This is a genomic window from Symbiobacterium ostreiconchae (assembly GCF_055396975.1).
This window is the reverse complement of sequence record NZ_AP042454.1, coordinates 2,211,663-2,231,829: the sequence shown is the minus strand read 5'-3', so window position 1 is coordinate 2,231,829 and position 20,167 is coordinate 2,211,663. Positions and strand designations below refer to the sequence as shown.

General features: G+C 69.6%; 20 protein-coding genes. 1 reads left to right on the top strand and 19 read right to left on the bottom strand.

The features are described 5' to 3' along the window. Window positions 1-310: 310 nt before the first annotated feature. The 12 genes from ACZ5UM_RS10815 to ACZ5UM_RS10760 all read right to left on the bottom strand — a co-directional run bounded on the left by ACZ5UM_RS10815 (window position 311) and on the right by ACZ5UM_RS10760 (window position 11,817). The gene (locus ACZ5UM_RS10815; RefSeq protein WP_464844092.1) at window positions 311-1,126 is read right to left on the bottom strand and encodes a hypothetical protein; all 816 of its coding nucleotides are present in this window, start codon (window positions 1,124-1,126) and stop codon (window positions 311-313) included. Further along, window positions 1,123-1,683, bottom strand: a complete 561-nt coding sequence (locus tag ACZ5UM_RS10810) for an RNA polymerase sigma factor (RefSeq protein ID WP_464844090.1) — start codon at window positions 1,681-1,683, stop codon at window positions 1,123-1,125. The genes ACZ5UM_RS10815 and ACZ5UM_RS10810 overlap by 4 nt, the downstream gene beginning before the upstream one ends. Before the next feature lie 599 nt (window positions 1,684-2,282). After that, on the bottom strand, window positions 2,283-2,735 hold the full coding sequence (locus tag ACZ5UM_RS10805) for a M67 family metallopeptidase (protein WP_464844088.1): 453 nt from the start codon (window positions 2,733-2,735) through the stop codon (window positions 2,283-2,285). Between the two features lie 34 nt (window positions 2,736-2,769). Further along, window positions 2,770-3,279 carry a M67 family metallopeptidase gene (locus tag ACZ5UM_RS10800; protein WP_464844086.1) on the bottom strand — a complete coding sequence of 170 codons (510 nt, stop codon included), beginning with the start codon at window positions 3,277-3,279 and terminating at the stop codon, window positions 2,770-2,772. 121 nt (window positions 3,280-3,400) lie between these two features. Beyond that, complete coding sequence (gene nadE / locus ACZ5UM_RS10795; protein ID WP_464844084.1) at window positions 3,401-4,312, bottom strand: NAD(+) synthase; 912 nt, start codon at window positions 4,310-4,312, stop codon at window positions 3,401-3,403. Window positions 4,313-4,323: 11 nt separating this feature from the next. Then, the gene (locus tag ACZ5UM_RS10790) at window positions 4,324-5,520 is read right to left on the bottom strand and encodes a M20 metallopeptidase family protein (RefSeq protein WP_464844082.1); all 1,197 of its coding nucleotides are present in this window, start codon (window positions 5,518-5,520) and stop codon (window positions 4,324-4,326) included. A 174-nt stretch (window positions 5,521-5,694) separates the two neighbouring features. Beyond that, window positions 5,695-7,368: an ABC transporter permease gene (locus ACZ5UM_RS10785; protein WP_464844081.1), complete on the bottom strand. Its 1,674-nt coding sequence runs from the start codon at window positions 7,366-7,368 to the stop codon at window positions 5,695-5,697. A 2-nt stretch (window positions 7,369-7,370) separates the two neighbouring features. Then, window positions 7,371-8,468, bottom strand: coding sequence for an ABC transporter substrate-binding protein (locus tag ACZ5UM_RS10780; RefSeq protein WP_464844079.1), 1,098 nt, complete (start codon window positions 8,466-8,468; stop codon window positions 7,371-7,373). Between the two features lie 32 nt (window positions 8,469-8,500). Then, window positions 8,501-9,553 (bottom strand): ABC transporter ATP-binding protein, encoded by a 1,053-nt coding sequence (locus ACZ5UM_RS10775; RefSeq protein ID WP_464844077.1) that lies wholly within the window; start codon window positions 9,551-9,553, stop codon window positions 8,501-8,503. Window positions 9,554-9,719: 166 nt separating this feature from the next. After that, window positions 9,720-9,842 carry an RCKP-type rubredoxin-like domain-containing protein gene (locus ACZ5UM_RS10770; RefSeq protein ID WP_464844075.1) on the bottom strand — a complete coding sequence of 41 codons (123 nt, stop codon included), beginning with the start codon at window positions 9,840-9,842 and terminating at the stop codon, window positions 9,720-9,722. 77 nt (window positions 9,843-9,919) lie between these two features. Beyond that, on the bottom strand, window positions 9,920-11,101 hold the full coding sequence (gene sat, locus ACZ5UM_RS10765; protein ID WP_464844073.1) for a sulfate adenylyltransferase: 1,182 nt from the start codon (window positions 11,099-11,101) through the stop codon (window positions 9,920-9,922). Window positions 11,102-11,115: 14 nt separating this feature from the next. Next, window positions 11,116-11,817, bottom strand: coding sequence for a phosphoadenylyl-sulfate reductase (locus ACZ5UM_RS10760; protein WP_464844072.1), 702 nt, complete (start codon window positions 11,815-11,817; stop codon window positions 11,116-11,118). Window positions 11,818-11,955: 138 nt separating this feature from the next. Here ACZ5UM_RS10760 and ACZ5UM_RS10755 point away from each other — a divergent pair, with 138 nt between their 5' ends. Next, a complete protein-coding gene (locus ACZ5UM_RS10755) occupies window positions 11,956-12,873 on the top strand; it encodes a lysostaphin resistance A-like protein (RefSeq protein WP_464844070.1) in 918 nt (305 codons plus the stop codon). Here ACZ5UM_RS10755 and ACZ5UM_RS10750 read toward each other — a convergent pair. The 7 genes from ACZ5UM_RS10750 to tyrS form a co-directional block, all read right to left on the bottom strand. Continuing rightward, window positions 12,837-14,009: an MFS transporter gene (locus ACZ5UM_RS10750; protein ID WP_464844068.1), complete on the bottom strand. Its 1,173-nt coding sequence runs from the start codon at window positions 14,007-14,009 to the stop codon at window positions 12,837-12,839. The two genes, ACZ5UM_RS10755 and ACZ5UM_RS10750, sit on opposite strands and share 37 nt — an antisense overlap. Before the next feature lie 357 nt (window positions 14,010-14,366). After that, window positions 14,367-15,302, bottom strand: coding sequence for a cysteine synthase A (cysK, locus tag ACZ5UM_RS10745; RefSeq protein ID WP_464844066.1), 936 nt, complete (start codon window positions 15,300-15,302; stop codon window positions 14,367-14,369). 241 nt (window positions 15,303-15,543) lie between these two features. After that, on the bottom strand, window positions 15,544-16,284 hold the full coding sequence (locus tag ACZ5UM_RS10740) for a HesA/MoeB/ThiF family protein (protein WP_464844065.1): 741 nt from the start codon (window positions 16,282-16,284) through the stop codon (window positions 15,544-15,546). Continuing rightward, complete coding sequence (locus ACZ5UM_RS10735; RefSeq protein WP_464844063.1) at window positions 16,281-17,045, bottom strand: HesA/MoeB/ThiF family protein; 765 nt, start codon at window positions 17,043-17,045, stop codon at window positions 16,281-16,283. Before ACZ5UM_RS10735 ends, ACZ5UM_RS10740 begins: the two co-directional genes overlap by 4 nt. Window positions 17,046-17,175: 130 nt before the next feature. Further along, on the bottom strand, window positions 17,176-17,343 hold the full coding sequence (locus ACZ5UM_RS10730) for a hypothetical protein (RefSeq protein ID WP_464844061.1): 168 nt from the start codon (window positions 17,341-17,343) through the stop codon (window positions 17,176-17,178). Window positions 17,344-17,777: 434 nt separating this feature from the next. Then, the gene (gene yunB, locus ACZ5UM_RS10725) at window positions 17,778-18,548 is read right to left on the bottom strand and encodes a sporulation protein YunB (RefSeq protein WP_464844059.1); all 771 of its coding nucleotides are present in this window, start codon (window positions 18,546-18,548) and stop codon (window positions 17,778-17,780) included. A 266-nt stretch (window positions 18,549-18,814) separates the two neighbouring features. Beyond that, a complete protein-coding gene (gene tyrS / locus ACZ5UM_RS10720; protein ID WP_464844057.1) occupies window positions 18,815-20,041 on the bottom strand; it encodes a tyrosine--tRNA ligase in 1,227 nt (408 codons plus the stop codon). Window positions 20,042-20,167 lie beyond the last annotated feature (126 nt).

The window sequence follows — 20,167 nt, the reverse complement described above, 5'->3', positions numbered from 1 at the left end:
CCGCCCGCCCAAGTCGAAAACCTGACCTTCCCGCTCCCAGCGGCAGGCGTTGCGCCTCAACTGGGATCCGAGGCGGCCTCAGGCACTTCGTTTGCACCGAGCCTGCTCACAATCTCCGCGGTCCCCCGGGGCGCTGCTGATGCTCCCGCCGCGCTGGGAGCGTCCACTTTTTCACTTCGACCCGCCCGCCCAAGTCGAAAACCTGACCTTCCCACTCCCGGGCAGCCGCCTGCGACGCCCGCGAAGCACGACTAAGCCCTGGCCTCGAGTGAGGCCAGGGCCGCGGGGCACTCGACCACGTCCGGTTGCCCTATTCGAACAGCGACGCCGCGACCTGGACCAGAATCTCCCCGCTCACGTCGCCGGACAGCATGACCTCGGTGATCCGGCCGTCGGGCTCGGACACCCAGAGGTGCAGCACGCTCAGGCTCTCCGGCGCCCAATCGTCCTCGGAGGTGACCCCCTCCGGCGGATCTACGTGGACGGGCTGGACGTCCTCCCTGAGGAACGCCTGGTGCCCGGCCACCTCGATCCGCTCGGTGCCAGGAGGCCATGAGACGTTCGGCACGTCCCCCAGGAGTGACTGACGCAGGTAGATGCGCCGGCCCTCAGCCGACTCGTAGGTTTGGGTGACGTAGAAGTCCTCGGGGTTCTGCGGCTGGCTCCACCCCTCCCCCTCGACGTACACCCACATGTAGGCGCCCGACGGACCGCTCTTCAGCGCAAACCCATCGGGAAGCCAGGACGGGTTGCGGACCGGGAAGGTGGCATCCTGCACCGGCTCTTCCTCCGGGAGGAGCGCAGACAGAGGCGCCTCGGCCATATCGTCCATGATCGACCGCTGTGCGTACTCCTCCTGGGTCATGGTCCGGATGGGAATGCCGAGGACCATCTCGATCATGCCCGCCACGAGGGACCGATTGCCGCCCGCGAGCAGCAGGGCGAGGACCACGGCGGCGGCGACGGCCCCCTTCCACCATACATCGGTGCGGCGCCGCGCCCGTGCGGCCCTGGTGCGCCCCACCAACTCGGGCGTGACCTCAGGCGCCTCAGGCAGGACATCCGCAAATGTCAGGGAACGCAGGTGCTGGTCAACCTGGGAATCCGACCACTTCGTCCCGCTCACGGCTCTACCCCCCATTCTTCCAGCTGCTGACGAAGGATCTGCCGGGCCCGGTGCAGCCGGCTGTGCACCGTGCCCACCCGCACCCCGGTGATGCGGGCGATCTCGGGTGCATCCAACCCTTCGAAGTAATGAAGCACGACCGTCTCGCGGAAGCCGTCCGGCAGCGAGCGCACGGCCCTGGCCAGCGCCTGGCGCACGTCGGCCGTGACGGCCGAGGCGGCGGGATCCGCCTCGGAATCCCCACCGGCCGCCAGACCGTCCAGCACGGACCCGTCCCGGGTGCGCCGCCACCACCAGGAGCGCCTGAGGTCACGGCAGGCGTTCATCGTGACCTGCAGGAGCCAGGGCCGCACCCGTTCGGGATCCTGCAGCCGGTCCGCGTGCCGGTACGCCCGGATGAACACCTCCTGGAACACGTCCTCCGCCTGCGCCCGGTTCATCAGGCTCGCGTAGGCCAGGCGCAGGACGGCGGCGCCGTGCAGCCGGATCCACTCCTCGACGGCTCCGTCCCGTGTGGCCGCTGCCTGCGTCCCGGCGGTCGCCCGGTCGTCGCGCACGCGGCCGCAGCTCCAGTGTCCCGCTGCGTCACGGCTCCCGTATTCCGCCGAGCCGCGGTTCCCGGGTTCCGCCGCGCCGCAGCTCCAGTGTTCCGCTGCGCCACGGCTCCGGTATTCCGTCGAGCCGCGGTTCCCGGGTTCCGCCGCGCCGCGGCTCCAGTGTTCCGCTGCGCCACGGCTCCGGTATTCCGCCGAGCCGCGGTTCCCGGGTTCCGCCGCGCCGCAGCTCCAGTGTTCCGCTGCGCCACGGCTCCCGTACTCCGCCGAGCCGCGGTTCCCGGGTTCCGCCACGCCGCAGCTCCAGTGTTCCGCTGCGCCACGGTTCCCGTACTCCGCTGCGCCACGGCTCCCGTATTCCGCCGCGCCGCGGTTCCCGTGTTCCACTGCGCCACGGCTCCCGTACTCCGCCGCGCCGCGGCCGGACTCGCTGCCGACGCGGATCGGGCCTCCGGCGGCGCCCGCTGACTCCACGTCATCACCCCCCGTGACCGTCTTCACCTATGTAACGATGCAGGGGCCGGATCACTTCCCGACGGGGACGGGGAAACGCCCGGACACGAGAAAAGGGCCGGACATGCGCCGACCCTCACCGCAAAAACTCAGCCGCGCCAGCCGCGCAGATCGCAGAACTCCCCGTCCAGCCCTTCCAGGATCTGCATGGGCACCTCCTCCGCCTGCCCGTTGCGGATGAGGAACGCCCCGACATCCGTCGGGCCGTCCAGCGAGACGATGAGCCGGATGGCGTCGGGGTAATGGACGGCCTGCTCGATGTCGTTGGCCGACGGGGCCGCCGGCGCCCGGGGGTGGGAGTGGTAGATGCCCAGAAGCGCTTCGCCCCGCTCGGCGATCCGCCGCAGGGCCTCCTCCTGCTGTTCCGGATCCACCTCGTAGTAGATCGTGCTCCGCCGGGCGTTGTCCGTGGCGAAGACGGTGGTGACCAGCCCCTGCCGCCCGGCCAGAATCCCACAAGCCTCCAGGGGCTTCTCTTCCAGGCAGTGCTCGAGCACCTGCTGAAGAAGCCGCCGCCCGATGATGAGCCGCCGCTCTGCCATCGCCGTCCCCTCCCCCCTGCCCGTGCGAGACCGATCACCCGCCTGCGGAGCGCACGGCCTGCCGCAGGTCGAACCACTCGCCGTCGTAGTGGCGGACGACGACGATGCGGTGCTCCGACACCTGTCCGTCGACGATGCGCCAGGCCCGCACCCGGGTCCGCCGCCCCTTCAGCGAGATGATGATGTAGAACGCCTCCGGCCACGTGGCCTGGGCGATGTCGGTCTGCGAGGGAACCGGGTCGCTGGTCACGTGGGAATGGTAGATGGCCACGATCTCCTGGCCCTTCCGCTCGGCCTCCTCGGCCGCGGCCAGCAGCTGGTAGTCGTCCACCCGGTACAGGACGGGGCTGCGCGCCTGGTTGTCGGTCGCGTACCCGGCCGAGACGACGCCGGCCGCGCCCACCAGCAACCCGCAGGCCTCCAGCGGCCGTTCTTCGTAGCAGTGATTGACCATCCGGCGATAGATGTTTTCCGGGATGAGAATCCGACGCTGCGGCGCAGCCGGCTGCTGCGCCTTCCGCCGGTTCCGCGTCCACCAGAGCACAAATCCGCCTCCTTCAACGCGCCGCAGCTGCAGGTTCAACGCGCCGGCTCCCGTGGTCGGCGCGGCCATTCCGCGCGTGCAGCCCGGTTCGCCGGCGCCGGTCCAGCCTGGCCGCGCCGGCTCAGGCTTCGCGCGGCGTCAACCCCCGCATCTGCAGGAGCGCCTCCAGGTCGCCGGGGCGGCGCTTGAACGCCGTCCGCCGGTTCTGGTCGATGATGCGGCGGGCAACATCCGCCCCCACCGGCAGGGCCGGGTCCGCAAGAATCCCCTCCACCGCGTCCGCCCGCACCGTGAGCGTCGTGGTCAGGCAGGGAGCCGTGAGGTGCCGGTCCACGAGCCAGACGAGGAAGCGATCGGCGTCGTCATAGCTGAACCCCAGCTCGCCCTCGTCCGTCTGCCCCGGCCAGAGCCCGGCGGTGGGCACCCGGTGCACCAGGTCGCCCGGCAGCCCGGCCTCGGCTGCGAGCGCCCGCACCTCCGCCTTGGTGCAGTCCCGGATCGGCTGCCGGTCCGACATGCCGTCGCCACGGATGGAGAAGTAGCCGAGGAAGTACTCCACGGCGTTGCCGGTGCCCATCATCAGGCCCCGGAACGTGTCGGCGAAGAAGCCGGCCGCCATGATGCGCAGGGTGGGCTTCATGTTGTGGATCGCCCACTGCAGCCGCTCCTCCTCCAGCGGGATGCCCGCCTTGTCCGCCGCCTCCCGGGCCGCCGCCGAGAAGAGCGCCACCGCCTCCTGCCAGAGGCCGCTGAGATCGATCGTCACCGCCGGGATGCCCAGGTGCTGCGCCACCCGCCCGGCATCCCGCACGTCCTGCCCCCGCTCCCCCTTCAGCTCCTCCTCGGTGGAGCAGGGCAGGATCAGGGCCAGCGTCCCCTCCGGGGCCGCCTGGCTGCTGATCGCGGCCACCGCAGAGGAGTCGACCCCGCCGGAGAGGCAGTTGATCAGGGTTCGGATGCCAGCTCGTTCCATATACTCCCGCTCACGGTCCGCCCGCTCACGCAGCGAGGCCGAGCGATGCTGCTGCGTCATGTTCCGCCCCCCTATCCGCGTTCGGCCAGGAAACGCTGCACGACCTGTATATAGTACGCGACGCCCACCGCAATGCACGATTCGTCGATCATCAGCCGGGAGGTGTGCAGGCCGTGGGGCGCGGCGTCACCGGGCGACCGGGCGCCGAGCCGGGCGAACGTGCCCGGGACCCGCTGCAGGTAGTAGGCGAAGTCCTCGCCGCCCATGGAGGGCTCCATGACCCCGACCTGCTCCTCCCCCAGGATCTCGACCGCCGCCCGCCGGCCGGTCTCGGTGGCCTCCGGGTGGTTGACCAGCACGGGGTAGCCCCGCTCGTACTCCATCCGGTACGTGGCCCCCGCGGCCTCGCACACGCCCCGGACCACCGCCTCGATCCGCCCGGGCATCGTCTGGCGCAGCGCCTCGTCCATGGTGCGCACCGTGCCCACGAAGCGCACCTCATCGGGGATGATGTTGTGGGCCGAGCCGCCCTCGATCATGCCGATGGTGAGCACCGCCGGCTGGAACGGATCGACGTTGCGGGCGACCACCTGCTGCAGCAGCGTGATGATCTGCGCAGCGGTGACGACGGGGTCCACCGTGAGGTGGGGCCAGGCGCCGTGTCCGCCCCGGCCGGTGACCGTCACCCGCAGCTCGTCCGGCGCCGCCATGACCGGCCCCGGTGCGAAGGCCACACGGCCGGCCTCCAGGTACGGGTCGACGTGGAGGCCGAAGATGGCGTCCACCTTCGGCTGGTCCAGCACGCCGTCGCGGATCATCAGCGACGCGCCGCCGGGGTTCTTCTCCTCCCCCGGCTGGAAGATGAACACCACCGTGCCGGCCAGGTCCGCCTGGATCGAACGCAGGGCCCTGGCGGTCGCCAGCAGGATCGCGGTGTGGACGTCGTGGCCGCAGGCGTGCATGACCCCGGGCCGCTCCGACGCAAAGGGCAGGCCCGTCTCCTCCTGGATCGGCAGGGCGTCGATATCGGCCCGCAGGGCGACGACGGGACCGGGCCGCGCGCCCTCCAGGACCGCGTGGAGCCCCGTGCCCCCGCCGAGATGCGACCGGAACGTGTAGCCCAGGTCCTGCAGCGCATCCGCCAGGTACCGGTGCGTGTCGTGTTCCGCAAACGAGAGCTCCGGGCGGCGGTGGATGTGCCGCCGCACCTGTATGCCGTAATCGTGGACCGACCGGGCCAGCGCCCACACCTGGTCCCTGCTCAACATCGTCTCAGGCCTCCTCCCCTTGCCTGTACCTGTTAGGGTAGTACATCGTCGGGGCGGCAATCCCCTGCTTTCTCCCCGCCCGTCGGTGCAGAGAAGCGCGCCGGCCCCGTGCGGCCGGTGCCGCGCCGGGCAGCCCTATGCAGAAGGGGCACCCTTTCGGGTGCCCCGGCTGGCTTACAGGCTCACCTTGCCCCGGCTTGCCCAGCGCATGAGCAGGTTTCCGATCAGGACCAGGATCAGGATGAGCACCGACAGCACGGCCGCCGACTGCGGCGAGGCGTACGAGCTCAGGTGGAACAGGTGGTAGCCCACCGGCGTCGCCTTGCTGCTGTAGAGCAGGACGGACATCGTCAGCTCGTAGAACGACGGCATGAACACCAGGAACCAGCCGCCGATGAGCGACGGCCCGATCAGCGGAATCGTGACGTCCTTGAACACCCGGCCCCAGCCGGCGCCGCTGGAGAGGGCGGCCTCCTCCAGCGACGGGTGCACCTGCTCCAGCGCCGCGGCCGCCTGCCGCACGGCGTAGGAGAGATGGCGCACGAAGTAGGCCACCGCCAGGATCCAGAACGTGCCGTAGAGGTTGAGGCCGTACTTGCCCGAGAAGGCGATGATCAGGCCCAGGGCGAGCACGATGCCCGGCGTGGCGTTGCAGAAAGTGGCCAGGAAGTCCGGGATCGTGCGGAAGCGCATCCCGGTCTTGACCTTGAGGTAGGCGATGAGCAGGCCGACCAGCAGCCCGCCGGTGGCGGCGATCACCGAGGCGTACAGCGACGTCCTGAGCGTGCGCCAGGTGTCGTCGTCCATCAGCACCGACTTCCACACGTCCAGCGTGAGGTTGTCGAAGGCGAACCCGCGCCCCATGGTCTTGACCAGGCTGGTCATCACCAGGGCGGCCACTGGCAGGATGGCGAAGATCACGCAGACGATGGTAAAGAGCGCCACCATCGGCCACTTCCAGCGGCCCAGCTCCACCAGGGTGGGCCGGGTCGACTTGCCGGCCAGGGTGAAGTACTCCCGCTTCGCCAGGTACCAGTTGGAGAACCAGAGCACCACCGTCGAGAGGAGCAGCAGGACCACCGCCAGGGCCGTGGCCTCGTGCATGGCGTCAGGCGTGCCCACGTACACGTAGCTGATGATGCGCGTGGTCACCACCTGGATGCGGGCCTGGCCGCCGATGAGCGACGGGATGCCGAAGGCCGACGCCACCGAGACGAAGACCAGCAGTGCGCCGGCGGCGATGGCCGGGGCGGTCAGCGGGAGGGTGATGTCCCGCAGCACCCGCATGGGTCCGGCGCCGGAGATCCGTGCCGCTTCCTCGAGTGACGGGTCCATCTTCTCCAGGGCCCGGCTGATGGAAAGGAAGGAGAATGGGAAGTAGAACAGCACCAGCACCCAGACCAGGCCGGCCATCGTGTAGATGTTGATCGGCCCCTGCTCGATGCCGGGGAAGATCGCACGGATCCACTGGTTCAGGTAGCCGATGCGGGGATTGGCCAGGTACCCCCAGGCGATCGCCCCGACGAAGGGCGGCACCATGTACGGCGTGATGATCAGGGTGCGGAAGACGTTCTTGAAAGGCAGGTCGGTGCGGCCCACGAGCCAGGCCAGCGGGAAGGAGATGGCCGTACCGAACAGCATCGTCAGCCCCGAGGTCTTGATCGTGTTCCACACCGCCATCAGGTTCGACTTGTTGGCGTAGACCTCGCGGAAGTTGTTGATGCTGAACTCGCCGTGGGCGACAAATGCGTTAATGACCAACAGGACAATCGGAAATATGCCGAAGAGAAGGAGCACGGCCACCGCCAGGGCGATGGCCACGCTCTTCGTTTCAAGCCTGAACCGCATGCTTACTTCCCCATAATCTCGATGAACTTGTCCTTGATCTCACCGGTGCGGGGCGCGAGGTCCTCCCAGTCAACCTCCATGGCCGTCGGCGCGAACTCCGCCAGCGGCTTGGCGCCCTTCGGCGACTCGACGTCCGTGCGCACCGAGTGCATCCAGCCCGTCACGATGGCCCGCTGGCCCTCGGGGGAGAGCCACCAGTCCACGACGGCCTTGGCGGCCTCGGGGTTCTGGGTGGTCTTCAGGATCCCGATCGGCGAGGGGACGATGATCACGCCGTCCTCGGGGTAGACGACCTCGACGGGCTCGCCGCGGTCCTTCACCTTCAGCAGGTTCTCCTCGAGGATGATCGCCACCGGGAACTCGCCGGTGACCAGCTTGGTCTCCACGGCCGAGTTGCCGCCGCCGATGACCGCGCCGTTGTCACGCAGCTGCTCGAAGTACTCCCAGCCGTACTTCTGGGACAGGGCGTAGGTCGAGTCCAGCGCCGTGCCCGACAGCGTCGGGTCGACGATGACGACCTGGTCCTTCCACTTCGGGTCGGTCAGCTCGCGGAAGCTCTTGGGGGCCTCCTCGGGCTTCAGCAGGTCGGTGTTGTAGCCGATGACGACGTTGGAGATGCGGACGCCGGTGTAGGTGTAGTCCTCGGTGTCCTTGTCCACCGCGACGGCGTCAAAGTTCACGGACTTGTACGGGAGCAGCAGGTCCTGGCCCTTCAGGTAGATGTAGTACGAGGGGTCGGCGACCATCAGCAGGTCGGCGCCGATCTTGCCGGCTTCGATCTCGGCCGCCATCTTCGCCGTCACCTGCTCGGTGCCGCCCTGGAACCACTCCACCTTCAGGTTGGGGAAGGCCTTCTGCAGCTCGGGCGACACCAGGTCGATGATGTCCGGGTAGATCGAGGTGTAGATCATGATCGACCCCGTCGGACCGGTCTCGCCGGAAGGCTGCTCGGAACCCGAGCCGGGCTGGGAGGTGGAGCCGGACGGGGTCTGCGTGCCGGAACCGGTGCCGTTGTTCCCGGTGCCGGAGCTGCCGCCGCAGGCGGAGAGGAAGACCGACAGAGCCAGAAGGAGTGAGAGCAGAACCGCGATCCGTTTCATGTCAGAACCCCCTCATGTTGTTGAATCCGGAACTAGAGCGGGAATGCAAACGCATGCTGGATGTGCAGCACGACCGGTTCGCCCTCTGCGAACATTCCGTCCAGCGGGCTGCCGGCCACTCGGACCTCACCCCCGCTCGTCTGCACAAAGTAGTCGATCTGATCGCCAAGGTAGTAGCGCCGCAGCACGGTGCCCTTCACCGTGCCGACGCCGCTGCCCTCGCGTCGGATCCGGATGTGCTCAGGCCGGATGGCGGCCAGAACCCGCTGGTGGCTGCCTTCCGGCAGTTCCACCTTCAGGACGAGGTCCTCGCCGATCCGGATGGTGCCGTCGGCGGACTCCACCGACGCCTCCAGGAAGTTGACCAGGCCCACGAAGTCGGCCACAAAGCGGCTCTTGGGCCGGTCGTAGATCTCCGCCGGCGGCGCCACCTGCTCGATGACGCCCTTGTTCATGACGATGATGCGGTCGGACATCGCCATCGCTTCCGCCTGGTCGTGGGTCACGTAGACGACGGTGATGCCCAGGCGGCGCTGAATCTCCTTCAGCTCGAACCGCATGGCCTCACGGAGCTTCGCATCCAGGTTCGACAGGGGCTCATCCAGCAGCAGCATCTTCGGCTCCGCCACCACCGCCCGGGCGAGGGCGACCCGCTGCTGCTGCCCGCCGGAGAGCTGGCTGGGCATGCGCTTCTCCAGCCCCTGCAGGTGCACGATCTCGAGCGCGCGCATCACCCGCTCGTGCAGCTCCTGCCGGGGCACCCGGCGAATGCGCAGCGGGTAGGCGACGTTGTCGAAGACGTTCATGTGCGGCCAGACCGCATAGGACTGGAACACCATGCCGATGTTCCGCTTCTCGGGCGGCACGTGAACCGTCGGGCTGCTGACCAGAGTGTCGCCCAGCCAGACCTCGCCGTCGGTGACCTTCTCGAACCCGGCCAGGATGCGCAGCATGGTCGTCTTGCCGCACCCGGAGGGGCCGAGCAGGGTGAGGAACTCGCCGTCGGAGACGGTGGCTGAGAATCCGGGGATGACGGTGACATCGCCGAAACGCTTTACAACGTTGTGAAAGCGAATTTGTGCCATGATGCGCCCCCAATTACGAGTCTAGTGTTCTACGGACCGTCTCATAAGATTGGCTTCTGTCGGCGATACTCCTTCCGCCGCGTGTCGAAAATGACACGTTCTCGTTCTCACAAATTCAACGCGACAAAGACCTGCTGGGCTACAGCAGGCCTTTTGTCGCACACGGTTACTGTTCCTTCTTGGCCTCTTCCTTTTTCACGAACGTGCCCCGGGCGCCACAGGCGCACTTCTGCGGCTTGCAGCGCCCTTCCCGCTCGGCGCCGCACTGGGTGCAGACGAAGACTGCCATCTTGCCATCCCCTCCTCCCGTGTGTGTACAGTCTTAGCCTAACACTTCGGGAGGAATCAGACGATGGTCCAAAAGGCCTATGTTTCCCGCGTCTGATCTCGGGCACTGGCCCGAATGCCCTCCATGAGCACCCGGGCCACCTCCGGCCGCGTGAACTCCGGCGGCGGCGCCTCCCCGCGGGCCAGCATCCCCCGCACCCGCGTGCCCGACAGTGCGACCCGGTCCTCGGGCCCGTGGGGGCACGTCTTGGGCGAGGCCATGGCCCCGCACGCCCGGCAGTAGAAGGTGTGCTCGAAGAACAGCGGCGTGATGCCCAGTTCCGCGGGGTCGAGCCGGTCGAAGATGCGCTGGGCGTCGTACGGGCCGTAGAAGTCGCCCACGCCGGCATGGTCCCGGCCGACGATGAAGTGGGTGCAGCCGTAGTTCTTCCGGCAGATGGCGTGCCACACCGCCTCCCGGGGGCCGGCGTAGCGCATGGCTGCCGGGAAGACCGCGAGCAGGACCCGCTCCCCGGGGAAGTACCCCTCCAGGACGGCCTCGTAGGCCCGCATGCGCACCCCGGCCGGCACGTCGTCGGCCTTGGTCTCGCCCACCAGCGGGTGGAGCAGCAGGCCGTCGCAGATCTCCAGGGCGCACTTCTGGATGTACTCATGGGCCCGGTGGACCGGGTTGCGGGTCTGGAAGCCGACCACGGTCCGCCAGCCCCTTCGGGCGAACTCCGCCCGGGTCTGGGCGGGCGTCAGGCGGTACGGGGCAAACGGCGCGGGCGGCCGGTCCAGCAGCCAGACGTCTCCGCCCAGGCAGACCTCGCCCTGGCGCAGCAGCCGCTGCACCCCGGGATGCCGGAGGTCGGTGGTGCCGTAGCAGCGGGCCGCCTCCGCCTCCCGGTCACAGACGAAGCGATCGGCGACCTGCATGAGGGCCAGGATCCGGCCGGAACCATCCTCCAGGGCGATCTCTTCCCCGTCCCGGATGGCCTCCGCCTCCTCGCGGGCCACCGCCAGCGTCACCGGCAGGGCCCACAGCAGCCCGCTGGCCAGCCGCATCTCGCCGACGACGGACTGGTAGTCGGCCCGGGTCATGAAGCCCGTGAGCGGCGAGAGCGCGCCGTCGCCGATCATCTCCAGGTCCGCCGCCTCCCGGGCGTCCAGGCGCACCCGCCGGAGCCGCCCGGCCCGCTCCAGCGCCGCCTCCCGGGCCGGGCCCCGCAGCCACCGGTCCACCAGTCGGCCGCCGTGGGGAGCGATCAACGCAGCCACAGCCGCTCCCCCCTCTACTGGTGCAGCCCGCACTCGGTCTTGGCGAAACCGGACCAGCGGCCTGCCCGGGGGTCCTCGCCCGGCCGCACCGGCCGGGTGCAGTGCGTGCAGCCGATGGAGGGGTAGCCCCGGTCGTGCAGCGGGTTGTACGGCACCTTGTGCTCCAGGATGTACGTCCAGACGTCGGCCTCCTTCCACGCCACCAGCGGGTTGATCTTCACCAGGCCGAACTTCCGGTCCCACTCCACCACCTGCGCATTCGCCCGCGTGGGCGACTGTTCCCGGCGGATACCGGTGATCCACGCCTTCAGCCCCTGCAGCACCTCCGTGAGCGGCTCCACCTTTCGCAGCCTGCAGCAGAGGTCGGGGTCGCGGCGCCAGAGTTCATCGCCGTACTGCGCCGCCTGCGCCTCAGGCGTGAGCCGCGGCCGAACCTGCCGGATGCGCAGGGGGTACGCCGCCCCGACCGCCTCAACGGTCGCGTAGGTCTCGGGGAAGAGGAACTGGGTGTCGAGGTAGAAGACCTGCGCCCCGGGGGCGACCTGGCTGATCATGTGCGCCAGGGCCACGTCCTCGGCGCCGAAGGAGCAGGCGAAGGCGATCTCGTCATGCGCGAACTGTTCGTAGGCCCAGCGGAGCGCCGCCTCGGGTCCCTTCCCTTCGAGGGCCGCGGCCGCGGCGGCGAGCTCCTCCGGGCTCCATCGCTTTTCGGTCATCGGGTGTGCCGGCCTCCTTTGCGGTAGGGTTCAACCTCACCCTATGCCGCTCAGTCCGATGGGTGCAGGCGTGCGAAGGGGAGGCCGCCCGGCGCGTCGTCCTACGGGACAGAAGTTCGCGCAAGGGGAGGAATTCTGATGAATGGTTCCCGCCGGCGGCAGGTGGCGCAGGCGCAGGACTCTCCCAAGCGCCGCCTGCATCCGGGCCTGTGCGGCCTCCTGTTCCTGCTGCTGAGCCTGGCGCTCACGGCCGCGGGCGTCACCATCTGGATCCTGTGGCTGCGGCTCACCGCGGGGCTTTCTCCGGAAGCCGCCCTGCGGCGCATCGACGTCCTGACCATCTACGTAGCCATGACCCTGGCGGCCGTCGCGGCCACCTGGCTCTGCGCGCGCTACCTGGACGGCGAGCTTCGACCACATGTCCGGCTTCCGTTGGCCAGAAGGCCGCTCGCCCACGGCCTCCTGGGCGTCGCGGCCGGCGTCGCCACACAGGGGCTCATCTACCTCGCGGGACTGCTCACCGGCGTCTACGCCGCCCGGGTGAACGCCGGGCCGGGGCCGGAGTTCTGGCGCTACGTGCTGACCATGGTCTTCGTGGCCCTGGGTGAGGAGATCGTTCATCGGGGCTACCTCCTGCGCCGATGGACGGACTGGCTGGGGCGCTGGCCGGCAGCGGCGGCCACGAGCCTGCTGTTCGGCGCGGCCCACCTGATGAGCCCCGGCGCCGGAATCATGTCGACGCTGGGGATCTGCGCGCACGGCATGGTCTACGCCTGGGTCGTGCAGGCGTCCGGCAGCCTCTGGCCGGCGGTCGGGCTCCACTGGGCCTGGAACGTGATGGAGGGCGGCGTGCTCGGTCTGCCCAACTCGGGCCGGCCCGAGCCCTTCGCCCTGATCGCCACGGCCGTGAACGGCCCGGCGTGGTGGACCGGCGGGGAGTTCGGCCCGGAGGCAGGGGTGATCAGCCTGATGGCGGTCCCACTGGCCGTGCTCATCCTGTGGCCCGCCGCGCGGCCGGCTTACCGGCCCCCGGCCGGCCGGACGGCCGCCCGCTGACGCTGCAGGACCCGGGCCAGGGCCGCGATCGCCAGCCCACCGCCGACGATGCCGTAGACGAGGAACACGGAGGGGAGCGCCGCCGCAGCCGGGAACGCTGCCGCGATCAGCAGGCTGGAGCCCAGGCTCTGGAACGAGAGGATGGTCGCCCGCTGCGCCGTGGGGATCGCCTGGTTGATGCGGGCGGAGAGCAGCGGGTACACCAGGCCGTCCAGTCCCTCGTTGAGGGCCAGGGCGGCGGCGCCGCGGGCGGTGCGGGCGAGGCCGGCCAGCATGATGAGGACGGCCTGGCCCAGCGGCCCCCACCGCAGCCAGCGGTCGGCCGCCTCCCCGGTGAGCCGCTCCGCGATCCATCCCCCTGCGGCGCCGAGCAGCCGGCCGGCGCTGAACACCATCCCGGCCCCGAAGAGGCTCAGCCCCAGCGCCGGCAGGTAGACCTGGCCGAACTGGCTGGCCATCGACGCGACGGCCTCGTACACCCACGCAAAGGCGACCAGGGCCAGCAGATCCGGACGGCGCCGCAGGTAGGTCAGGGCCGCCAGCGTGTGCGCCCAGGGGCTGCGTCGGCGCGGCCCGGCCGCAGGACCGGGGGCCGCGGCGGCAGGCTCCTGCATCGTCCAGACCACGGCGGCGGCCAGCAGCGTCATCGCCCCGTGGGCGAAGAACGGCGCCAGGGGGTGGCGCTCCGCCAGCCACCCGGCGATCACCGGCGCCACGGCCAGGGTGGCCATCTGCAGAGCCGACGCCCGGGCGATGGCGCGGCGGGCGAGCTCCTCGCCTCCGGCCGCTTCCGCCGTCTCGTACAGCAGGGCGGTGTCGGCGCCCGAGATGAAGGTCAGGCTGAGGCCCGTGAGCCCCAGCAGCAGGCAGGCCGTGAGCGTGTCGGAGATCCACGCGTAGCCGAACAAGGAGGCGGCGCTGAGCACCAGGCCGATGAGCATCGAGCGGCGCCTGCCCAGCAGGTCGGCCACGACCCCCGTGGGCACCTCGCCCAGCAAGATGGCCAGGTGGAACGCGGACTCGGCCCAGCCCGGGTTCCCTCCCCGGGAGGCCACGAAGACGAACCAGGTGGTCCAGGTGAACGTCAGGCTGGAAAGCACTGTGTAGACGTAATAACGCTGCAGGTCTGTACGCATGGTGTTGCTCCTTCCCGTGAAATGCGCGCGCAAAGGGCGTCACCGGACTCGCCGGTGACGCCCCGTGCATGCAAGACGGGAAGGCGCACATCCGGCTGAGCCCGATCCCTGGAAAAGGGCACAGTACCCCCCGGGATCGGGATCAGCAGCTTCCCTTGAAGCTCAGGACGAAGGCGCGGGCGAAGCCGCTGGCGTTGCAGATCGTCAGCACCGGCTCCACCCTCCCTTCCAGAATGCGGATAATCACGATCTCCAAAAATGGCAGAAGCGGGGCTTCCCGTCAAGCACTGGCCTGGCGGAAAGCCCCGCGACAGCGATTCGGCACCGGGTGAAAGCCGCGGCTGCGCCCGGGCGCAGCTACACCTGAAGGTCAGCCCACAGGGCGCTGGAGAGGTAGCGCTCGCCGGTGTCGGGCAGCAGGACCACGATGGTCTTGCCGGCGTTCTCGGGCCGGCGGGCCACCTGCAGCGCGGCGAAGGCGGCTGCGCCGGAGGAGATGCCGACCAGGAGGCCTTCCTCCCGGGCCAGGCGGCGGGCCGTGGCGATGGCGTCCTCGCTGGCCACCGTGATCACCTCGTCGACCACCTCGGTGTTCAGGTTCTTCGGGATGAACCCGGCACCGATGCCCTGGATCTTGTGCGGGCCGGGCTTGCCGCCCGAGATGACCGGCGACTCGGCGGGCTCCACGGCCACCACCTTGAAGCCGGGCTTGCGCGCCTTGATGACCTCGCCGACGCCCGTGAGGGTCCCGCCGGTGCCCACGCCGCCCACGAAGATATCCACCTGGCCGTCGGTGTCCGCCCAGATCTCCTCGGCCGTCGTCTTCCGGTGGATCTCCGGGTTGGCCGGGTTCTCGAACTGCTGGGGCATCCAGGCCCCGGGCGTGTTCTCCAGGATCTCCTGCGCCTTGGCGATGGCGCCCTTCATGCCCTCCGCGCCCGGCGTCAGCACCAGCTCGGCGCCGAAGGCCTTCAGCAGCTTCCGCCGCTCCAGCGACATCGTGTCCGGCATCGTCAGGATGCACCGGTACCCCCGCGCCGCCGCCACGAAGGCCAGGGCGATGCCGGTGTTGCCGCTGGTGGGCTCGACGATGGTCATCCCGGGCTTGAGGATCCCCTTCTCCTCGGCGTCCCTGATCATCGCGTAGCCGATGCGGTCTTTCACCGACGACGCGGGGTTGAACGCCTCCACCTTCGCGAGCACGGTCGCCGCCGCGCCCTCCGTCACCCGCTGCAGCCGGACCAGGGGCGTCCGCCCGATCGTGTCGGCGATGCTGTCGTAAATCCGGGCCATGCTGAATCCTCCCCATTTCCCTATTCTCTTATCGGAGATTACTGGATTTACGTACCCATTATAGCATGATTCCGGCGGGTGTCCAGCACCAAGTGGCGCATTCGTTACCCCTGAGGTTGCGAAGTCGTGTCCTTCGGCCCTTCGTACACGAGAAGCGGGTTGCCCCGTATCCAGCCTCAGGCCGTCAAGACCGAGGCCCCTTCCCTCATCACGGGAAGGGGCCTTGCTGTTTCAGGCGCCGTTATGCCTGCGTGCCTCCGCACAGCGGGCAGTCCGCGCGTCGGGCGACCCGGGACTCCCGGAAGGCCGCCGCCCAGCCGTCGTACCGCCACAGCCGGCCGGTCAGCGGCGCGCCGATGTTCAGAATGAGCTTCAGCGCCTCGGTGGCCGCGGCAACCCCGACGACTCCGGCAGCGGCCGCCACCGCCGGGCCCTCCCCCTCCGGATACAGCCCCGCGGCCTCCCGCCCCTCCGGCGGGATGCAGCCCAGGCAGGGCTCGCCCGGGCGGTGGGCGAAGGCGGCCCCGGCGGCGCCGTGCACGCCGGCGAAGACCACCGCCGCGCCGGCCCGGAGCACGGCCGACTGCAGTGCGGTCCAGTCGCCGCAGGTGGCCACGACGACGTCGTGCCCCTCCACCAGGCCGGGAAGGGCGTCCGGGTCCTCCGATGCCGTCACCTCGGCGTCCGGGTTGATGGCCACGAGTTTCTCCCGGGCGGAGTCGGCGCGGCTCCGGCCCAGGTGGTTCTGGGCATGGGCGATCGCCTGCGCCAGATCGGCTTCGGTGAGCAGCGCCGGATCCCAGAGCGACAGGCGACCTACGCCGGCCGCCGCCAGGTAGAGCGCCGCGGCGGATCCCGCCGCGCCCAGGCCCACCACCAGCACCGACGCCCCCTTGATGCGCTTCTGGCCCCGTCCCCCGACCTCGGGCAGGATGATGTGCCGGCTGTAGCGCAGGATGTCCTGTTCCGTCAGCGCCGTCATCGGCCCACCCCCCCGCAGAACTGCTCGTAGTCGATGAGCTGGTGAATGGTGGGGTGGTCGCCGCAGACCGGGCATTCCGGGTTGCGGCGGATCTGCACCTCCGCCACGTCCATGTCCAGGGCGCTGTAGATCAGCAGCCGGCCGACCAGGGTCTCGCCCCGCCCCGTGAGCAGCTTCAGGGCCTCCATGGCCATCAGGCTGCCGATGAAGCCCGGCAGCACGCCGATGACCCCGGCCTCGGCGCAGGAAGGCACGGATCCCGGCGGCGGCGGCGTGGGGTAGATACACCGGTAGCAGGGGCCCTGCCCCGGCACGAACGTGGTCACCTGGCCGTCGAACCGGAAGATCGAGCCGTGCACCTGCGGGCGCCCCGTCAGCACGCAGGCGTCGTTGACCAGATACCGGGTGGCGAAGTTGTCGGAGCCGTCCAGGACCAGATCGTACTGCCGGAACAGTTCCAGCGCGTTCTCGCTGGTGAGCGCCACCGGGTGCAGGTCCACCTGGATCCCCGGCCGGAGGCCGAGGAGCTTCTCCCGGGCGCTCTCGACCTTCGGCCGCCCGACGTCGGCCGTGTGGTGGAGCACCTGCCGCTGCAGGTTGGAGAGATCCACCCGGTCCATGTCGCAGAGGCCGATGCGGCCGACCCCGGCGGCGGCCAGCGCGTACGCCACGGACGAGCCCAGGCCGCCGCAGCCGATGAGGAGCACCGAGGCCCGGGCCAGCCGACCCTGTTCCGCTGGCGTGAAGCAGACGTTCGTCATGTGCAAAACCCCTTCAAGTGCAGTACCCCGTTGAGGCTCCCATTCGCCGGCGGATCCCGCCGGCCTCGTCCGACACCAGTCTACCACCCGGTGGCGCAAACCTCCAGTCCTGGTTGGGGCGCCCTCCGGGTCAGAGGGCCAGCCGGCGCGCGAGACCGGGGGCCAGGCGGTACAGGAAGCTCCGCACCCAGTAACGCAGCCAGAACCGGCGCCGTGCGGCGGCCTCCTGCCGCCGGGCCCGGAGCATGGCCTCGATGGCGTGGCGGTGGATGGCCAGGTGCGGGTTGTATTCAAGCAAGCGCTGCGCTGCGATCGAACGGGCAGTCTCAGGATGGCAGTGCATCGCACAACTCACCTCAATCTCACGAAGGTCAGGCCCCTGGAGGGCACGCGAAAGGACCACGGGCGCGGTCTGCCCATGGTCCTTCCTCACCACACGTCAGGCATATGGAGAAGGCAAAGGCCACAGGCAGCCGCTGCGCGGGCCTGTGGCCGCTGGATGGCTTCGGTAGGGCGACGCTAACCGAACCCGCCGGCGACAGGCCGCGAGATGATGCCAGACCGGGACAGAAACAGCTGGACGTCGGAAATGATCAGGTGGACGATGCGCAGCATCTCGACGACCCTCCTTTCGGGAAGATGGCGGGACTCCGGACTCCCGGGTGTGAGTATAGGGGGAGACACGCCCGTGCGTCAACGCGGAATTGCGGAAAGAAAGAGATGACCCATTCTCTACCTGCCGCCGGGCAGGGTGACCCCGCCGATGTTCCCGCCGTAGAGGGAGCTGGGCACCGGGCCGACGATCACCGTGTCGGCCAGCGGCAGCTCCTGGACCAGCGGGACCTCCTGGGTGGTGAGCGGCAGAATGATGCGCATGGTCGCCGCGGCCTCCAGCCAGACCCGGTGCCGGGTCTGGTTGATGCCCTCGCCCCTGAACTCCTGCTGCACCGTGATGGCCACCGAACCCACGGGGATCAGCTGCACCGAGAGCCGGGGACCGAGGTTGGAAAGCAGCGCCGAACCGGTGAGGGCGCCCAGCGGGAGCCGCACGGGTTTCTCCGCCAGGCGGTTGAGCTCCTCCTGCACGGCCACCGCCGCCTCGCTGGCCACGCGGTTCACCAGCGGGGTGTTGATGTGGTAGGCGGCAATGCGGCCGCTTTCGTCGCGCACGTACTCCACCACCTGGGCGCCGGCCAGGGACTGGCTCACCTGGCCCGCCACCACCCGGTTGACCGCGGCGGCGCCGAGCCGGCGGGCCTCCACCTCCGCCACGGCCTTGAGGGGCTGCAGGAGCAGCAGGTCGCCGATGCGGACCAGCAGGTACACGACCGCCGCCGCCAGGATGAGGTTGCGCAGCCAGACGCGCCGCAGGCGCAGCCCGGTGCGCAGCCGCCAGATCCGGAATCCCAGCCGGGACCCGGGCCGGAACCGGGGACGGAGGCGCAGGCGCGCCGGGGTTCGCCCCAGCCCCCGGAGCGGCCGTGTGCGGCGGAAGCGGCGCATCGCTCTCCCTCCTCCCCGCCCGGGCTGCGCCGCCCGGACATAGCCAGCCTATGCCCGGGCGGCCGGGAAACATGCCTTAACGGCCAGGCCGGAGCGTCCTGCCCGGCCTCCGTCTGTCAGGCGGGCCTGCAGTTGCGTGCGTCTTGTGCACCCCGCCGCGGACTGGAGGTGCACATTTCGCCCGGAAAGGCAGGGAAGGGCTGAATCACCGGATGGGGACGCGCAGAAGCGGGCGGCGCCGCCGCCCGCTTGCCACGTTTCCATGTTTACCCCAGCACCACCCGGCCGTACTTCCGCTTGCCCGCCTTCAGCACCTGGCCTGGCCGCAGCGTCAGCTCCGCCCGGGGATCCGTGACCTTCTCGCCGTCCACCGTGAAGCCGCCCTGCTCGATCAGCCGGCGCGCCTCGCTCATCGAGGGCGCCAGGCCGGCGGTGAACAGCACCCGGGCGGCCTGCATCGGCAGTTCCGCCGCCGGGATCACCACGTCGGGAATGTCGTCTGGCACCTCGCCACGGGAGAACTGGGCGACCCAGCGCTCCTCGGCCAGACGGGCCTCCTCCTCCGTGCCGCCGTAGGTGGTGATGATCGCGCGGCCCAGCTGCTTCTTGAACGTCATCGGGTTCTCGCCGGCCTCCATGGCCGCCCGGATCCGGTCGATCTCCTCCTGCGGCACGTCCGTGAAGTACGTGAAGTACGTGAGGATGAGCTTGTCCGGAATCGACATCGTGCGGCCGAACATCTCGTCCGGCGAGTGGTCGAGCCCGATGTAGTTGCCCAGGGACTTGGACATCTTCTCGGTGCCGTCCAGCCCCTCGACGATGGGCGTCATCAGACAGACCTGAGGCTCCTGCCCGGCGTTGCGCTGCAGGTCGCGCCCGGTGAGCAGGTTGAACTTCTGGTCGGTGCCGCCCAGCTCCACGTCGGCCTCGATCGCGACCGAGTCCGTGCCCTGCATCAGCGGGTAGAAGAACTCGTGGATGTAAATGGGACGGCCTTCCTCGTAACGTTTCTTGAAGTCTTCCCGTTCTAGCATGCGGGCGACCGTGGACTGCGCGGCCAGCCGGGTGACGTCGGCAAACGTCATCGGCGCCAGCCACTCGCTGTTGCGCCGGATCTCCAGCTTGCTGACGTCCAGCACCCGGGCCGCCTGTTCCAGGTAGCGCTGTGCGTTGGCGGTCGTCTCCTCATGGGTGAGCTGCGGCCGGGCCTCGTTGCGCCCGGTGGGGTCGCCGACCATCGCCGTGTAGTCGCCGATGATCAGCACGCCGTGGTGGCCGCACTCGACGAAGTCCCGCAGCTTGCGCAGCGGGACGGTGTGCCCCAGGGTCAGGTCCTTCCCCGTGGGGTCGATGCCCAGCTTCACCCGGAGGGGCCTGCCCGTCTTCACCGAGCGCTCCAGCTTCTGCCGCAGTTCCTCTTCGGTGACCAGATCCACCACGCCGCGCAGAAGAATTTTCAACTGTTCTTCCACACTCATGAAAGCCATCGTCATCCGTCCTTCCCGTGTGCGCAGGGCGGAAAAAAGCGCCCTGTCCCGGCTGTCCTGTCCAGGGACGGCGCGTTCGGCCGCGCCGCGGTACCACCCTGGTTGACCCCGAGGAGGGCCCACTCTTGCGTT

Coding starts and splice junctions, on each gene's coding strand:
- ACZ5UM_RS10760 (WP_464844072.1), bottom strand. CDS start 11,817: ATGACCGAAAAGCGATGGAGCCCGGAGGAGCTCGCCGCCGCGGCCGCG.
- ACZ5UM_RS10775 (WP_464844077.1), bottom strand. CDS start 9,553: ATGGCACAAATTCGCTTTCACAACGTTGTAAAGCGTTTCGGCGATGTC.
- ACZ5UM_RS10770 (WP_464844075.1), bottom strand. CDS start 9,842: ATGGCAGTCTTCGTCTGCACCCAGTGCGGCGCCGAGCGGGAAGGGCGC.
- ACZ5UM_RS10755 (WP_464844070.1), top strand. CDS start 11,956: ATGAATGGTTCCCGCCGGCGGCAGGTGGCGCAGGCGCAGGACTCTCCC.
- ACZ5UM_RS10735 (WP_464844063.1), bottom strand. CDS start 17,045: ATGACGAACGTCTGCTTCACGCCAGCGGAACAGGGTCGGCTGGCCCGG.
- ACZ5UM_RS10805 (WP_464844088.1), bottom strand. CDS start 2,735: ATGGCAGAGCGGCGGCTCATCATCGGGCGGCGGCTTCTTCAGCAGGTG.
- ACZ5UM_RS10780 (WP_464844079.1), bottom strand. CDS start 8,468: ATGAAACGGATCGCGGTTCTGCTCTCACTCCTTCTGGCTCTGTCGGTC.
- ACZ5UM_RS10790 (WP_464844082.1), bottom strand. CDS start 5,520: ATGTTGAGCAGGGACCAGGTGTGGGCGCTGGCCCGGTCGGTCCACGAT.
- ACZ5UM_RS10750 (WP_464844068.1), bottom strand. CDS start 14,009: ATGCGTACAGACCTGCAGCGTTATTACGTCTACACAGTGCTTTCCAGC.
- cysK (WP_464844066.1), bottom strand. CDS start 15,302: ATGGCCCGGATTTACGACAGCATCGCCGACACGATCGGGCGGACGCCC.
- ACZ5UM_RS10785 (WP_464844081.1), bottom strand. CDS start 7,368: ATGCGGTTCAGGCTTGAAACGAAGAGCGTGGCCATCGCCCTGGCGGTG.
- nadE (WP_464844084.1), bottom strand. CDS start 4,312: ATGACGCAGCAGCATCGCTCGGCCTCGCTGCGTGAGCGGGCGGACCGT.
- ACZ5UM_RS10740 (WP_464844065.1), bottom strand. CDS start 16,284: ATGACGGCGCTGACGGAACAGGACATCCTGCGCTACAGCCGGCACATC.
- yunB (WP_464844059.1), bottom strand. CDS start 18,548: ATGCGCCGCTTCCGCCGCACACGGCCGCTCCGGGGGCTGGGGCGAACC.
- tyrS (WP_464844057.1), bottom strand. CDS start 20,041: ATGACGATGGCTTTCATGAGTGTGGAAGAACAGTTGAAAATTCTTCTG.